Below are 16,362 nucleotides of genomic sequence, written 5' to 3' on the forward strand. Positions count from 1 at the left end.
CGCGCTCTCACACCTTCTGCCGTTCGCCTTTGGGATCCCAGAGCGGCTCGTTCGTCACCGTCGCCGCGAGCCGATCGCCGAAGTACTCCACCTCCATCGGTGTGCCCTCGACCGCCAGCTCCGCCGGCAGGTAGCCGTAGACGATGCCGCGCCCGATCGAGTACCCGTAGTTCGCGCTGGTCACGTACGACACGACGCGGCCGTCGTGCCACAGCGGCTCCTTGCCCATCACCACCGCGCGATCGTCGTCGAGCGTCAGGCAGCTGAGTCGCTGCGCAGGGCCGCCGGCGTCGCGGATCGCCTCGAGCGCCGCCTTCCCCGTGAAGTCCTTGTCCCATCGCACCGCGAAACCGAGCCCTGCCGCCAGCGGGTCGTGCTCGGCGTCGATGTCCTGCGCCCAGAGCCGGTAGCCCTTCTCCAGCCGGAGCGAGTCGAAAGCGCCGGCGCCGGCCGCGACCAGCCCGTGCTCGCGCCCCGCCTCCCAGAGCACGTCCCAAGCCCGCTGCCCCATCGCGATCTGGCCGTAGAGCTCCCAGCCGAGCTCGCCCGCGTAGCTGATGCGCTGGGCCCACACGGGCGTGACCTCGCCGATGCTCAGGTAGCGCGCCGTCAGGTACGGGAACGCTCCGTTCGACACGTCGACGTCCGTCACCGCCTGCAGCACGTCGCGGGCCCTCGGCCCCCACAGGCCGAGCGCGAACAACGACCCGGTACGGACCGTGATGTGCACGCGTTCCTCCTCGCGGATCTGCGATCGCAGGAAGGCCTCGTCGTGATGACCCGACCCGCCGCCCGTCACGACGCGGAACCGGCCCGCTCCCTTGCGGGTGACGGTCAGGTCGAGCCTGATGCCGCCCCGCTCGGTGAGGGCCGCGGTGTAGACGACCGATCCCACCGGCTGGTCGATGCGGTTCGCGAACACCCGCTCGAGGTAGTCGAGCGCATCCGGACCGGTCACGTCGAATTTCGCGAAGGGCGTGATATCGAACAGGGCCACCCCGTGCCGGGTGGCGAGGTGCTCGGCGCCGACCTCGGCAGACCATCCGCGCGCCGCCCAGCCCGTGCGTCGCGCCCACTCGTGCGTGGCGCCACCCACCAGCTCTCGGTTCGCCGCGAACCACTGGGGCCGTTCCCACCCCGCACCCTGGAAGAACTCGGCGCCGAGCGTCCGCTGACGCTCGAAGAACGGGCTCAGCTTGAGTCCGCGCGGCTTCGACGGCTGCTGCAGCGGATGGATGATGTCGTAGACCTCGCGGTACTGTTGCTTCCCGCGTTCGACCACGTACGGCGCCGACGTCTGGAACGGGTAGAACCGGTTCGCGTCGGCCTCCGCCAGGTCGTAGCTGGGCGAGCCCTCGACCATCCACTCGACCGCTTGGCGGGCCATGCCGCCGGCGTGCGTCACCCACACCGCTTCGCAGACCCAGAAGCCTCGCACCTCGGCGCTCTCGCCCACGATCGAGCCGGCGTCGGGCGTGAACGAGAACATGCCGTTCAGCGTGCGAGCCGGGTCGCTCGGACGCATGTACCCGGCGAGCGCGGGGAACATCCTCGCGGCCTCCGTCTCGCACAAGTCGAAGTCGTCGGGGGTGAACGGCATCAGCGACGGCGGCATCGAGAGACCGGGTCGACGGATGTCGCGTTGCGGCGTGACGATCGGCTCGTGGCGGTAGTTCCCGACGCCGTAGTGATCATCGCGCTGGCGGAAGTACAGCGACATGTCTTGGTGGCGGACCACCGGCTGCCGCGCCCAGGTGTCGCCGTCCATGCCGGCCAGCTCGGGGATCGGATCGGTCCACACGAGCTGGTGCTGCACCGCCACGAGCGGGATCGGCACGCCCGCGAGCGCGCCGACCGACGGTCCCCAGATGCCGGCGCAGAGCAGCACACGCTCGCACTCCACCGTGCCGCGATCGGTCTGCACCCCGCACACCCGACCCTCGCGGATGTCGAACCCGGTGACGGTGACCTCGCCCTCGAACCCGACACCGGCGGCCTGTGCCTTCCGCGCGAGCGCCTCGACGATCTTCACGCCCCTGCCCGCGCCGTCGCTCGGCACCCAGTACGCGCCGAGGATCGACGACGGGTCGAGGAGCGGCGAACGCTCGGCGGCTTCGGCGGGGCTCAGCAGCTCGGTCCCTTCGAGACCGAAGGAACGCGCGAACCCCTGACGACGCTTCAGCTCCTGCATGCGCTCGACGGTCGTGGCGACCTCGAGGCCCCCCACGCCGTACCAGACGCGTTCGCCGTCGAGGTCGAGGGAGTCGTACAGGGCGACCGAGTCCCGCGCGATCCTGCACATCGCGCGGGACCCGTTCGTCTGGAAGATGATGCCCGGCGCGTGGCTCGTCGACCCGCCCGTCTCGAACAAGGGTCCTTGCTCGAGCACGAGCACGTCGTTGACACCGAGTTCGGTCAGGTGATAGGCGGCGGAGACGCCGACGATGCCGGCGCCGATGATGACGGTCTGCGCGCGATCCCGCATGCCTCGCAACTCCCGCTCCGGGCGACCGCGCCATGGTCCCACGGCCGAGTGCGTGGGCAACACCAGGGTCGCGCGATGCGCAACCGCCCCGGACTGGCCCGGATCACCGCTCCGAGGTGGGCGAGGCTTCCTCGATGTGATCGGGCGTGTGGTGCACGGCGGGAACCGATCCGAGCCGGCCCGCCTGGAAGTCCTCGAACGCGGTGAGGAGTTCGTCACGAGTGTTCATCACGAAGGGTCCGTACCATGCGACGGGTTCACGGATCGGACGACCGCCGAGCACGAGCACCTCGAGCTCTGGCGCTCGAGAAGCCTGCTTCGCCGAGGCCGCGACGCGCAGGCCGTCGCCGGCGCCGAACACCGCGAGCTGCCCCATCTCGATCGGCCTCGCCTCGGCACCGACCGACCCCGACCCCGCCAGCACGTAGGCGAGTGCGTTGTACGACGGATCCCACGGCAGATCGAGCGTCGCGCCCGGCGAGAGCGTCGCGTGCAACAACGTGATCGGCGTGTAGGTGTCGCCGGGACCCGGATGCCCGGCGAGCGATCCCGCGATCACGCGCACGAGTGCCCCGCCGTCCGTCGACGCGAGCAGGCCGACCTCGGCCGCCCGAAGGTCCTGGTAACGCGGGGGCGCCCACTTCTCGGCTTTCGGCAGGTTCACCCACAGCTGGATGCCGTGGAACAGGCCTCCGCTCACGACCAGCCGTTCCGGCGGCTTCTCGATGTGCAGGATGCCGGCCCCGGCCGTCATCCACTGTGTGTCGCCGTTCGTGATCGTGCCGCCGCCGCCGTTCGAGTCCTCGTGCTCGAAGGTGCCGTCGATGATGTAGGTCACGGTCTCGAACCCGCGGTGCGGGTGCCAGGGCGTGCCCTTCGGCTCGCCGGGTGCGTACTCGACCTCCCCCATCTGATCCATGTGGATGAACGGGTCGAGGTCCGCGAGGTCGACACCCGCGAAGGCACGACGCACCGGGAATCCCTCGCCCTCGAACCCTGCTGGGGCGACGGTGACCGCCTTCACGGGTCGCTGCACGAGGGTGACGTCGAACGTCGGAACCCTGGCGAGGGTGGTGATGTCATCGACGGTGACTGCGGGCATGGACCCCTCCTCCGAAACGTCCTCACGACCGGAGAACGATACTTGCGTCCGCAACTATTCCCCGACGCGTCGAAGACGGAAGAGGACGGCCCCGTCGGGCCGCCCTCTTCATCGTTTGCCGGCCGTCAGGACGCGGCTGGCAGCCACCCCTGCACGGTGTCCTGGTTCGCGTCGATCCACGTCTGCGCGGCTTCGGCGGGATCCGTCCCCTCCTGGATCGCGAGGGCGACCTCGTTCTGATCCTCCTCGGTCCACTGGAAGTTCGAGAAGAACTCGAACGCCGCCGCGTCCTTGCTCTCGAGCTCGGCGCTGAACGCCTTGTAGAGCACGTCCTCCGCGTAGTCGCAGTCGTAGCCGACCGCGGCATCGGGATCCTCGGCCGCGATCGTCTCGCACTCCTCGTCGTACGCCGGGAGTTCGACCTCGACGAGGTCGTACTTCGCGTTCGCCCATTGCGGCGTCCACCAGTACATCAGGATGGGCTCCTGCGCGTTGTAGGCCTTGTCGAGCGCCGCGAGCGAGGCGGCCTCGGACCCGCTGTAGACCACCTCGAGATCCAGGCCGAGGCTGGAGATGATCGCCTCGTCGAAGATCGAGTAGGTCGTGTCCGCCCCGAGGAACCGGCCCTTGTCGCCGGTCTCTGCGGTCGCGAACGCGTCGGCGTTCTCCTTGAACCCTTCCCAGGTGCCGAAGTCCGGGTTCTCCTCGACGACGTAGGACGGCGTGAACCACCCGATGTTGCCGACGATGCCGAGCTCGCCGCCGTCGACGACCGTCCCTGCACCGTCGATGTAGTCCTTGCGGTCCTTCAGGTGCCCGGACGGCCACACCTCGAGGGTCGCGTCGACGTCGCCGTCGGCCATCGCCGGGAACTGACCCGACTCGTTGATCTCCTGCAGCTCGACCGTGCAGCCCATCTCGCTCTCCATGACGGTCTGCGCCACGGCGGCGTTCGCCTCGGCGCCAACCCACGGGTTGACCGCGATCGTGATCGTGTCGCTGCCGCACTGCGCAACCGATGCCGAATCGGTGCCGCCGCCTCCGCCGGTGTCGCCGCCGCCCTCTTCCACGTCGCTGCATGCGGCGAGGACGAGCGTGGCGACCGCGACCGCCGACACCCCCCACGCGAACCTGTGCTTCCTCATCCGTTCTCCTCTCCCTGGTCTCCCTGGTCGTCTTCGACCGTCTTCGTGATCGCCCGCACCCGGAACCACCAGCCGAGCCCCATCCCCACGGGACCCCGCATCGATTTCGGTGCCGACCCCATCGCTTGAGTTATACGGTCGAGAACGATGGCGAGGAGCAGGATGCAGACGCCTGCGACCACACCTCGCCCGATCTGCTGCTTCCCGAGCGCGAACACGACCTCCTGTCCCAGCCCCGCCGCGCCGATCAACCCGGCGATGATCACGACCGACAAGGCCATCATGATCGTCTGGTTCACGCCGAGCAGGATCGTGGGCCTGGCGAGGGGTAGCTGCACCTTGCGCAGCAACTGATTCTGCGTGCAGCCGAACGACCGCCCGGCCTCCACGATCTCGTTCGGCACCTGGCGGATGCCGAGGTTCGTCAGCCGGATGCCCACGGGCAACGCATAGATGACCGATGCGATGATCGCCGGCACCCGACCGGGCTCGACGAGGAACAGGACGGGCACGAGATAGACGAAGGCGGGCATGGTCTGCATCGCATCGAGGATCGGCTTCGAGATCTGCTCGAACCGATCGTTGCGGGCCGCGAGGATGCCGAGCGGGATCGCGAACAACAAGGTGATGGCCACCGCGACCAACACCTGCGCGAGGGTGCCCATCGACAGATCCCACATGCCGAGGAACCCGAGGGCGGCGATGCACGCGAACGATCCGATCGCCAGTCGCCACCCCGAAACGCGCCAGCCGATCAACGCGAAGGCGCCGGCCATCATCCACCACGGCACCCCCACGAACAGCGACTGGATCGGGTCGAGCAGGTACACGAGGATGAAGTCGGCGATGGCACTCGTGATGTCGCCGAGGTTGGTCTGCGACCACTCCACAATCGCGTTCGCCGGCGTGGCCACCGAGAACTCCCACTCCTCGAGGAACGACTGCTGTCGCAGCACTTCTCGGCCGATCACGACGGCGACGACGGTGATCAGGAGCGCAGCCACCGCGAGTTGCCCTCGCGTGAGGGTTCGACCGCCGATGCGGACCGGCTTCGTGTGTTGACGCTCGCGCTTGCTCCACGCGGTCGTGACCCGATCCAGCACGATCGCCATGACCACGATCGCGATGCCGCCGTTGAGGGCCTCACCCACGTTGAGCTGCTGGAGACCGTCGAGCACCGTCTGACCCAACCCTCCGGCGCCGACGAAGGCGGCGATGACCACGATGCCGAGAGCCATCATGATCGTCTGGTTCACCCCGAGCATGATCGAGGGCTTGGCGAGCGGCACCTGCACGAGCCGAAGGCGTTGGCGCTCGGTCGACCCGAACGACGTGGCCACCTCCAGCGAGGTCTCGGGCACCCCTCGGATGCCGAGCGCCGTGAGACGGATCGCGGGCGGGAGCGCGAACGCGAGCGTGGCCATCAACGCCGGGGGGTTCCCGATCCCGAACAGGAGCACGGCAGGAAGCAGATAGGCGTAGGCGGGGATCGTCTGCATCGCGTCGAGGATCGGCCGCAGCACGCGCTCGACCCTCGGGCGGCGGCCCGCCCAGATACCCACAGGCACGCCGATCGCGATCGCCACGGAGACCGAGACCAGGACCAGCGCGAGCGTCTCGATCGCGGCGTCCCATACGCCGAGCAGTCCGAACGACAGCACGCCCGCAGCGGTCAGCACGGCCATCTTCCAGCCGGCCAGCACACCGGCCAGGGCGGCGGCCCCCACCACGAGTCCGAACCACGTGAGTCGCTCCAGCGCGGTGACCGTCGCGTCGACGAGCGTGTCCACCGTGTTCTCGATCGGGGTCAGGAAGTAGGTGAACAAGGGGCTGGTCGTGCGGTTCTGGATCGCCCAGTCGCGGAACGCGTCGAACCACGCCGTGACGTCGACGACCCAGCTTTCCGGGAACCCGGGCCGCAGCCAGACGTAGCCGATCGCCACCACGACGACGCCGACCGCTCCCCAGGCGAGCCGGCGGGGCCACGGGTTGACCGGTCGCTCAGGCGCGAGGGGCAGGGTCGGCCGGTCCGCGACACGCGAGCGAGGAGGCGCGACCGCCATGTCAGCGTTCCTCGACCAGCGCGGCCATCACCGCGTTTCGATCCACGAGACCGACGAGATCTTCGCCCTCGACCACCCGGATCGTACGTTCGGCGTCGGCGACCATCGGGATGAGGTCCTGCACCACCGTCGTCGGGGCGACCGTCGGTCCCTCGATCGCTCCGTGCCCGTTCACTGGCTTCATGATCGCCCGAGCGGTCAGCACGTGGGCTCGCGGAACATCCTTCGTGAAGTCGGAGACGTAATCGTCGGCCGGGTGTGCGACGACCTCCTCCGGCGTGCCGACCTGCACGAACGCGCCGTCCTTCATGATCGCGATGCGGTCACCGAGCTTGAGGGCCTCGGCCAGGTCGTGGGTGATGAAGATCATCGTCTTCTTCATCTCGTTCTGCAGGCGGCGTACCTCGTTCTGCATGTCCCGTCTGATGAGTGGGTCGAGCGCGCTGAACGGCTCATCGAACAGCATGATCTCCGGGTCGGTGGCAAGGGCGCGCGCGAGGCCGACGCGCTGCTGCATCCCGCCCGAGAGCTCGTCGGGGAACCGATCGCCCCATCCTCCGAGCCCGACCACGTCGAGCACCTCCGTGGCCTTGGCGAGCCGAGCGTCCTTTTCCGTTCCCTGGATCTCGAGGCCGAACGCGACGTTGTCGACGATGCGACGGTGCGGCAGCAACCCGAAGTGCTGGAAGACCATGCTGATCTTGGTTCGTCGCACGGTGCGGAGCTCGTCATCGTTCATCTGCATGACGTCGCGTCCGTCGACGAGGATCTCTCCCGCGGACGGATCGTGGATGCGGTTCAGCATGCGGACGAGCGTGGACTTCCCCGAGCCGGACAGGCCCATGACCACGAAGACCTCGCCCTGTCCCACATCGAACGAGATGTCCCTGACCGCGGCCACGCACCCGGTCTTCGCCAGCAGTTCGGCCCGCGGCAGGTCGGCATCGGGCGTGCCCACGATGCGGTCTGCCTTGGGTCCGTAGACCTTCCACACGTTGCGACACGAGACCGTGGCGTTCGGCGTCTCGGCCAAGGCGCGGCACCCCCTCCCGGGTCGGGCCCTGACGGACCCACCGTACGGACCGACCGATAGTGGTTCCACCCGCCCGCCCGCGCAAGTCAGGGGTTGCGGAGCCGACAACGCAGGGTGCGTCGCCGCGATATCAGGCGAGGCCGAGCACGAGCAGGCCGGTCACGACCAGCGCGATGCCCACGTACTGGTTGGCGACCGGACGTTCGTGCAGGAACCCGATCGAGAGCGCGACGGCGATCAACGGGAACACGGCCGACGCGATCAACACGATCGACAGCAACCCCTTCGACGCGCCGATCGAGTAGGTCACGACCCCGAGGAGGTCGGCGGCGCCCGATGCAAGCGCGAGCACCAACCCGATGTTCCAGCCGAGGCGGTCGAACTCTCGCCGCCGGATGATCGACAGCGCCGTGAACATCGCGAGTTGTGCGCAGCGCGACGCCCACAGCCCCGGCACCCATCCGACCTCCTGGGCGAAGTACCCGAGGAAGAATCCCCCCACCCCGAACAACACCGCCGAGACGATCGCCCACGGCAGCCCGGGGGGTCTCGTGTGCGTCCCCGCCCGCAGCTTCGCGAGATCGGTCGAGGTGAGCATCACGCCGAGCACCGTGATCGCGCCGCCGACGATCGCCGCGGGGCCGGGTCGCTCGCCGAGCACCACCACGGCGAGGGTGACGCCGACGACCGCGTACGTCGCGCCGATCGGCGAGACGACGGCGACAGGCCCGAGCTGCAACGCGCGGTAGTGCGACAGGTAGGCCCCGCCCGAGGCGAGGCCGTTCATCAGCACGAACGCGACGTACGGGGCCATGACGCTCGGGTCGTGCCCGCCGGCGATCATGAAGCCGGTCATCACGACCGCGCTCAACGCCTGCGCGACCATCACGGTCGGAAGGCTGCCGATGCGCCGCCCCCCGACGGCGCCCGTGAAGTCGGCGAGCCCCCACCCGAGGGCGGCCGCGAGGCCGTAGATCACCCGGGGCGGACTTCCGCGAGGGCGTCGACGGCCACGGCGCCGCGCTCGCACACGAGCAAGGGGTTCGCCTCGAAGGAGGTCAGCCGGCCTCGGAGGTCGTGGGCGATGCGGGCGATCGCCTCGACCGCCCTCGCCGCCGCCCGTAGATCGTGATCCTGTGGGTCGAGCCCACAGTCCGATGCCTGATCGAGCATGTAGGCGCGGGCCTGCGCAGGGGTGAGCGGACACGGCACGAAGACCGCCTCGCCCTCCTCGGCGAGAGCTCCGCCGGGTCGCACGGTGATCATCGGCCCGAACCGCTCGTCGACGACGGCGCCCACGAGGACTTCGGAGCCACGCACCATCTGCTGCACGAGCACCTTCGGCACGCGTGCCCCCGCCCGCTTCGCGGCCTCGAGCACCTCGGCCGCGGCGACCTCGACGTCGGTCGCGTTGCGCAGCCCGAGCCGGACACCGCCGAGCTTCGCCTTGTGCGGGATCTCGGGCGCCTGGGCCTTCACGACGACCGGGAACCCGATCGAGCGGGCGAACGCCGCCGCCTGCTCGGGGCTGGCGACGGTCCGTTCCTTCGGCCGGGCGACCCCGTACAGGCGCAGGATCCGGGCACCCGTCTCCTCGTCGATCGGGCCCTCGTGTCCGCGCAGCACCCGCAGCGCCTTCGCACGGTCGGGATGCGGCGGCAGGTCGTCGGCCGTCGCCCGCGCCTTCGCGCTCTGGAACTCGACGAGCGCCCGGATCGCTCCGGCCGATGCGTGGTGCCCTTGCAGGAACGGCAGTGCATGCTTCCTCGTGAACGACTTCGCCGCCCGCTCGTAGGCGAGCGGGCTCATCGCCACGCTGGCGAACACCACCCCGGTCTCGCGCCGCAGCGCCGCGACCCTCCTCAGCACCGGGTCGGCCCACGGCGTCTCCCCCTCGAGCCTCGGGGGGAACGCGTCGAAGGCGATGAAGCCGACGGCCGGGTCGTTCGCCAGCGCCTCGAGCGCGCCCTCGAACATCTCGGTCTCGACCGCGGCCTGCCCGGTGACGTCGAGCGGGTTGTTCTGCGAGGCGAAGTGGGGCAGCACCTTCGCCAGCCTGCGCCGCGTCGTCGGCGAGAACTCGGGCAGGTCCAGACCCGCGGCCCCGGCGGCTTCCGCGAAGAGCGTGCACGCGCCGCCCGACTGCAGCGCCGCGGCGACGCCGGGCGTCCGCAGCTTCCGCTCCTTCGAGAGCAGCACGGCGGCCTCGAACATCGTCACGGGGTCCTCCACCAGGATCACGCCCTGGGCGCGGAGCCACGCGTCCCGCAGAGTGGTGTTGCCGGCCAAGGCCCCGGTGTGCGCGACGATCGAGCGGCGCGCCGCCTCGCTCCTGCCCTCGGGGGCGCAGATCAGCACGGGCTTGCCGGTGCGTCGCAACGCGTCGAGGCCGTGGTCGATGCCGTCGACGTCGCGCATCGTCTCGATGTAGCTCGTAACGACCTTCGTCTTCGGGTCGGCGGCCGCCCACTCGAACATGTCGCCGAGCCCGAGCACGGCCTCGTTGCCCACCCCCAGGATGATGCGCAGGCCCACGCCGCGATCCGAAGCCAGCTGATTCATCGTCCACGCCACCGTGCCGCTCTGGCTGATCACGCTGATCGACCCGGGAAGCGGCTCGGGGGGTGGGGTGGTGCCGTAGGGCGCGATGCGGTCGACGTAGTTCACGAAGCCCTCGACGTTCGGGCCGAGCACCGGGATGCCCGTGCGAAGCGCGGCCTCACGCAGCTCGGCTTGCAGGGCGGCCCCTTCCTCGCCCGCCTCGGCGAACCCCGACGAGACGACCATGATGCTCCGCACGTCGCGGGCGCCGCAGTCGTCGATCATGCGAACGACCACCCGGGCCGGCACGACGAACACCACGAGGTCGACACCCCGCGGCAGTTCGGCGATCGCATGCAGGCACGGGCGCCCCCACACCTCGTCGTACTTCGGGTTGATCGGGAAGAGCTCGCCCTCGAAGCCGACGTGGCGGAGGGAACGCTCGATCTCGGGCGCCCACGAGTCCGGGGACTCCGAGGCGCCGACGATCGCGACGGAGCGCGGCGCGAGCAGCGGCGTGAGGTCGTACCGGGGGCGCCGCGAGCGTGATCGGCTCACGCCTGCTCCCCCCGGAAGCGCTCGTCGCGCCACGCGATCGCCGCCTTCAGGCCCTGTTCCTGGGTGATGCGGCGGAAATCGTCACGCGCGGGCAGGTTCGCCGTCTCGATCAGCACGTCGAGCTCGGTGTTGGCTGCCATCGCCGCCCGGAACCCGGCGACGTCCCACACACGGTTCACCGCCCGCTTCGTCGTCGCGATCACGAACGGCTCGTTCTTCGCGATCTCGTTCGCGAGCGCCAGCGTTGCGTCGTCGAGCTCGGTGGCGGGCACGACGCGGTTCACCATGCCGATGCGCAGGGCCTCGTCGGCGCCCACGCGATCCTCCCCCGTGAACAGCAGCTCCTTCGCCCGGCGCACGCCCACGACCCACGGCAGGAACATCGACACGACGCCCGAACCGAAGCGGATGTCGACGTAGCCGAACTTCGCGTCGTCGGCGACCACCGCGAGGTCGCAAGCGAGCATCAGGTCGGTGCCCCCTGCCAGACAGTACGAGTGCACCTGCGCGATGGTGGGCTTGGAGCACTCGGTGAACTCGAGCATGTGCTCGGTCGACCGCGAGAGCTCCTCGTGCCAGGACCTGGCGTCGTGCTCACCGCCCTCCGCGTCCTCGTTCAGGTCGTACCCGGCGCAGAAGGCGCGACCGGCGCCGCGAAGGATCGCGACGCGAACGTCGTCGTCCTCGCTCGCATCGTGCACGGCGGTGGACATCGCCTCGATCAGCTCGCCGTTCAGGGCGTTGAGGGCGTCCGGGCGGTTCATCGTGAGGCGCCGCACGGGTCCGATGTCCTCCACGAGCAGCACGGGCCCTGGGGCGGTCGACTCGCTCACGGCTCTCCCTCTCTCGTCGAACTCTCGTCGAACGATCTCTCCTCGCGTTCGGCCGGTGCCACGCGAGGCCCGGGATGCTAGCGCGACCCGAGCAGGTCGAGCACCTGGCCGGCGGCGCGCTCACCCGACCGCAGGGCGCCCTCCATCGTGCCGTGGTACTCGCTCGCGGTGTGCTCCCCTGCGAACGCGATCGGACCGACCGTGCGGGCGAACACCTCACGACGCTGCCACGAGGCCGGATCCCAGCTCGAGTACCCGCCGAGCGTGTACGGGTCGTCGGCCCACGCGTAGAGCACGGGCTCGCCCACGAGCGTGAGATCGGGGTTCATCGCTCGCACCGCCTCGAGCCAGGGGACGATCTCGCCACGCGTCACCCCGAGCGACTCCTGTGCGGCGTGCGAGCCCGCGAACGCCGTGACGCAGCGCCGCGGCCTGCCGTCCTCGCCGTTCGCCGTCCAGCACCACATCGATCGATCCGTCGCCTGTCTCGACCGCGTGGGAGGGTGCTCCTTCGTCGCGACCGCGAACTTCGATGCCTCACCCAAGCGCAGCGACGCGAGCGCCGACGCGAGGTCGTCGGGGAGCGCGGGCAGGAACGTCATGCGCGCCGCGATCGGCGACGGGATCGCGACCACCACGGCTTCCGCGCGCTCGGCGTGCGGCCCGACCCGTACCGTGACCCTCTCGGCATCGTGCTCGATCGCGTCGACCGCGTGGCCGGTCCGCACGTCGGGCAATGACGCCGCGAGCTCGCGAGCGATCGCCAGGTTCCCGCCACCCACACGCACGTACCGGTCCGGACCCGGCGCGAACGGCCGCTCGCCGCCGAACTCGCCGAGCGCAACCTCGTGTAGGTCCCGAGCGCACGTGCCGGCCAGGCGCAGCATCACGATCGACCGGGCACCCTCGTCGTCGTCGAGCGAAGCCAGGAACGACCCGACCGTCATCGACGCGACCCGCGCGGGGGAAAGCTCGGCGATGGCATCGTTCGCGCGCTCGAGGAACCGGTCCTGCGCCTCGAGCGTGGCGGCCATGGCTCCCCACGGTTCGCGACGACCGTACGACGCACCCGTCTCGACGAGCCCGAGGCCGAACCGCTCCGCGGTCTCCCGCACCTTCGTGTCGCCGGCCATGATCCACTCCGCGCCGAGCTCGACCACCGCGCCGTTGGTGAGCCTGGTCGACCAGACCCTTCCCCCGACGCGTTCCCGCGCCTCGAGCACCGAGACGTCGATCCCCGCATCGACGAGCCGACGGGCGGCCGACAGTCCGGAGAATCCTGCGCCAACCACGACGACCCTCGGCGTCGTATGCATCAGTGACCAGGTCCGAATGGACTACCGGATCGTGGCGCGCGTGGGCGAAACTTGCAGGACACGGTACGCCTATGGTACTCAGCGCCATCGACCTGAACGGCGGCTCAATCTGGTTGGGCGCCGCACGAGGGAGGCAGGCATGATCGGAAGGCACCCGATGGAGAACCGCTGGTCGCGACGCCAGTTCCTGGGAAGGGCGGCCGGTGGCGCGGTCGCGATGCCCTCCCTGGCAGCGATCCTCGCCGCGTGCTCGAAGCCCGGGGAGAACGCGGGGGGCTCGGGCTCGGGCTCCGCGTCGACCGAGATCCCGATCGCGACCCTCGAGAACCCGGTCGAACTCCCCGTGACGATGGACACGATCGCCGCCGACACGCCGATCGAATCGGGTCCGCTCGTGCTCTACAACTGGGCCGACTACATCCACAAGAAGGTGGTCGCGGAGTTCGAGGAGGAGTACGGCGTCGACGTGGAGATCACCACCTACAACAACATGGAGGAGGGGATCCAGAAGGTCGCCAACGGGCAGGTGACGCCCGACGTCTTCGTGCCCACGGTCGGCTACCTGCGCCGCCTCGTGCAGAAGGATCTTCTGATGCCGCTGCAGCAGGAGCTGATCCCGAACATGCTCGCGAGCGTCTGGCCGTCGTACTCCGATCCCGGCCCCTACTACGACCTCGGGTGGAACTACAGCGTGCCCTACACGATCTACACGTGGGGCGTGGCCTACCGTCGCGATCGCGTGAGCGACGAGGATCTCGCCGCGCAAGGGTGGGAGGCCCTGTGGAACCCGGAGTACGCGGGCGCGATCAGCCTCTACGACTCCTACGGCGACACGATCGCGGTCGCGATCTTGCGCAACGGCAGCCTCGACGTGAACACCGGGGACCCGGCATTGATCGACGCGGCCAAGGTCGCGATCCTGGAGACGATCAACGACCACGAGGCTCGCCTCACGATCAACGGCGTCTACGCGAAGCTCCCGGCCGGCGACTTCACCGTCGCCGAGGCGTGGTCGGGCGACATCGTCGGGGCCCAGTGGTACCTGCCGAGGGGCACCGGCACCGACGTGCTCGGCTACTGGCGCCCCGAGCCGGGGCAGACGATGATCGGGAACGACACGCTGGTCGTGCCGGCGGAGGCGCAACGACCGCGGCTCGCCCACGAGTTCATCAACTTCATGCTCGACGAGCAGCACGGGACCGACAACTTCGTCAACTGGAACGGTTACCAGCCGCCGTTCGTGTCGATCCAGCCGGATTCCCTCATCGATCAGGGCGTCGTGCCGGAGAACCTGTCCGACGCCGTCGTGACCGAGGAGATGTTCGCCGACGACCTGACCCCGATCGAGCTCTCCCCCGAGGTCGAGGCGATGTGGCTCGATGCCTGGACCGAGATCAAGGCGGGTGCCTGAGATCGAGACATCGGCGACGCACGACGAGCGACCACGGCGCCGCCTTTGGCGGCGCCGTGCCTCGGTCGACGAACCGGGGGGCGCGAGCGGCGCCTGGTATCCCCGCTGGTATTGGCCCTCCTTCGTGGCTCCGGGCAGCCTGTGGCTGGCGCTCTTGTTCCTACTGCCGTTCTACGTGGTGTTCTCGGTGGCGTTCGGCACGGTCGACTTCGAGAACTTCGGGGCCCCTGTCCCCTACTACGCGCCGTGGTGGTGGTCGTTCGACACATTCAACGAGACACTCAGCAAGTTCTACGAAGGCACCGCGATCTACCGGCCGCCGCTGTTCCGCACGTTCGCCTACGTGTTCTCCGCGACGGTGATCTGCCTCGTGGTGGGGTACACGGTCGCCTACTTCGCCGCGCGGAGCGCGACGAAGTACAAGGGCCTCATCCTGATCCTGCTCATCTCTCCCTTGTGGATCAGCTACCTGATGCGGATCTACGCGTGGCAAGGGCTGCTCGACACCGACGGGCCGATCAACCTCCTGCTCAGGCCGCTCGGTTTCGGCGAGACGAACTGGCTGGAGGGCATGCACGTCACGGTCATCCTCGGCCTCGTCTACGGCTACATCCCGTTCATGATCCTGCCGATCTACGCATCGCTCGACCGGATCCAGGAGAGCCTGCTCGAGGCCGGGCGCGATCTCGGCGCGAGCGGACGGCAGACGTTCTGGCGCGTCACGCTGCCCCTGTCGCGCCCCGCGATCCTGGCCGGCATCGTGATCGTCACGCTGCCCATGTTCGGCGACTACTACACGAACGACCTGCTCGGGTCGACGAAGACCTCGATGTTCGGGAACCTGATCTCGACGCAGCGGGAGCAGCAAGGCGGGTCCACCCGCATGGCCTCGCTCGTGCTCATCCTGGCCGTGATCGTGCTGGTGCCGATGTTGTACTACCTGCGCGAGACGAAGCGCGCCGCGGAGCAGGCGTGAGCACGGCGATTGAGCACGCGCCGGCGACCCCAGCCAGGGGCTACTTCAGGAACCCCTGGCGGAAGCCGCGCATCCTGCAGGGCGTGACGATCGGGTACTTGCTCTGGTCCTTGCTGCCGGTGGTGATCGCCGTGATCTTCTCGTTCAACGGAGGTCGCTCCCGCATCTCATGGCAGGGATTCTCGTTGCGGTGGTGGACCCAGGACCCCACCGACTCGCTCCTGCGCGATGAGGCGATGCGCTCGGCCATGGCGCAGACCTACAAGCTCGCCATCATCACCGTGCTGGTCGCGGTGCCGCTCGGCACATTGTTCGCGATCGGCATCGACCGATGGCACGGCCGGCCCGCGCGGAGCGCCAACTTCACGATGCTGCTGTCCTTCGTCGTGCCCGAGATCATCCTGGGCGTCTCCCTCTACATCCTGTTCACGAACCTGCTGCAGGGGCTCGTGCCGCTCGGGACGCCGGCGCAGGCGATCGGGCTGATCAGCTTCCAGCTGAGCTATCCGGTGATCATCGTGCGAGCCCGCCTGCTCTCGATCGGCCCCGAGTACGAGGAGGCCGCGATGGACCTCGGCGCCACCCCGAGTCAGGCGATCCGTCGGATCCTGCTGCCGCTGATCGCCCCGGCGATCCTCGCGAGCGTTGCCCTCGTCTTCGCCGACGTCGTCGACGACTTCGTCACCGTCGCCGCGCTGTCAGCCGAGGCGAGCAGCGAGACGCTCGCCCAGAAGATCTACTCAGCCTCGCGCGCCTCGCCGACCCCCGAGGTCAACGCCGCCGCCACGATGATGTTGATCACGACGTTGCTCGTGGTCGCCGGTGGCCTGCTGTTCTATCGCCGGTTCAGCCGGGGGCAGAGCGACATCGCCACGACCGACTTCATGCAGCTGTAGCTC

At 69.2% G+C, this 16,362-nt stretch carries 12 protein-coding genes; 3 read left to right on the forward strand and 9 right to left on the reverse strand.

The genetic code is table 11. The features are described 5' to 3' along the window. Window positions 1-7: 7 nt before the first annotated feature. The 9 genes from VFI59_07550 to VFI59_07590 form a co-directional block, all read right to left on the reverse strand. On the reverse strand, window positions 8-2,485 hold the full coding sequence (locus tag VFI59_07550; GenBank protein ID HET6713547.1) for an FAD-dependent oxidoreductase: 2,478 nt from the start codon (window positions 2,483-2,485) through the stop codon (window positions 8-10). A 103-nt stretch (window positions 2,486-2,588) separates the two neighbouring features. Beyond that, window positions 2,589-3,587 carry a pirin family protein gene (locus VFI59_07555; protein ID HET6713548.1) on the reverse strand — a complete coding sequence of 333 codons (999 nt, stop codon included), beginning with the start codon at window positions 3,585-3,587 and terminating at the stop codon, window positions 2,589-2,591. 125 nt (window positions 3,588-3,712) lie between these two features. Beyond that, window positions 3,713-4,732 (reverse strand): ABC transporter substrate-binding protein, encoded by a 1,020-nt coding sequence (locus tag VFI59_07560; protein HET6713549.1) that lies wholly within the window; start codon window positions 4,730-4,732, stop codon window positions 3,713-3,715. Continuing rightward, window positions 4,729-6,795: an ABC transporter permease subunit gene (locus VFI59_07565; GenBank protein ID HET6713550.1), complete on the reverse strand. Its 2,067-nt coding sequence runs from the start codon at window positions 6,793-6,795 to the stop codon at window positions 4,729-4,731. The genes VFI59_07560 and VFI59_07565 overlap by 4 nt, the downstream gene beginning before the upstream one ends. Window position 6,796: 1 nt before the next feature. Then, window positions 6,797-7,828 (reverse strand): glycine betaine/L-proline ABC transporter ATP-binding protein, encoded by a 1,032-nt coding sequence (locus VFI59_07570; GenBank protein HET6713551.1) that lies wholly within the window; start codon window positions 7,826-7,828, stop codon window positions 6,797-6,799. 130 nt (window positions 7,829-7,958) lie between these two features. After that, window positions 7,959-8,807, reverse strand: a complete 849-nt coding sequence (locus VFI59_07575; protein ID HET6713552.1) for an EamA family transporter — start codon at window positions 8,805-8,807, stop codon at window positions 7,959-7,961. Then, window positions 8,804-10,927, reverse strand: coding sequence for an acetate--CoA ligase family protein (locus VFI59_07580; GenBank protein HET6713553.1), 2,124 nt, complete (start codon window positions 10,925-10,927; stop codon window positions 8,804-8,806). The genes VFI59_07575 and VFI59_07580 overlap by 4 nt, the downstream gene beginning before the upstream one ends. Beyond that, the gene (locus VFI59_07585; GenBank protein ID HET6713554.1) at window positions 10,924-11,760 is read right to left on the reverse strand and encodes an enoyl-CoA hydratase-related protein; all 837 of its coding nucleotides are present in this window, start codon (window positions 11,758-11,760) and stop codon (window positions 10,924-10,926) included. The genes VFI59_07580 and VFI59_07585 overlap by 4 nt, the downstream gene beginning before the upstream one ends. A 77-nt stretch (window positions 11,761-11,837) precedes the next feature. Beyond that, complete coding sequence (locus tag VFI59_07590) at window positions 11,838-13,052, reverse strand: NAD(P)/FAD-dependent oxidoreductase (protein HET6713555.1); 1,215 nt, start codon at window positions 13,050-13,052, stop codon at window positions 11,838-11,840. Window positions 13,053-13,215: 163 nt separating this feature from the next. Between VFI59_07590 and VFI59_07595 the strand changes: the two genes are divergently transcribed. Genes VFI59_07595 through VFI59_07605 form a run of 3 tightly spaced genes read left to right on the forward strand, consistent with a single transcriptional unit; the run spans window position 13,216 to window position 16,359 of the window. Continuing rightward, the gene (locus VFI59_07595) at window positions 13,216-14,487 is read left to right on the forward strand and encodes a spermidine/putrescine ABC transporter substrate-binding protein (GenBank protein HET6713556.1); all 1,272 of its coding nucleotides are present in this window, start codon (window positions 13,216-13,218) and stop codon (window positions 14,485-14,487) included. Then, window positions 14,480-15,463 (forward strand): ABC transporter permease, encoded by a 984-nt coding sequence (locus VFI59_07600; protein HET6713557.1) that lies wholly within the window; start codon window positions 14,480-14,482, stop codon window positions 15,461-15,463. The genes VFI59_07595 and VFI59_07600 overlap by 8 nt, the downstream gene beginning before the upstream one ends. After that, window positions 15,460-16,359, forward strand: a complete 900-nt coding sequence (locus VFI59_07605) for an ABC transporter permease (GenBank protein HET6713558.1) — start codon at window positions 15,460-15,462, stop codon at window positions 16,357-16,359. Before VFI59_07600 ends, VFI59_07605 begins: the two co-directional genes overlap by 4 nt. Window positions 16,360-16,362: the final 3 nt, after the last annotated feature.

It is taken from the genome of Actinomycetota bacterium, from assembly GCA_035697485.1.
GTDB lineage: Bacteria > Actinomycetota > UBA4738 > UBA4738 > HRBIN12 > JAOUEA01.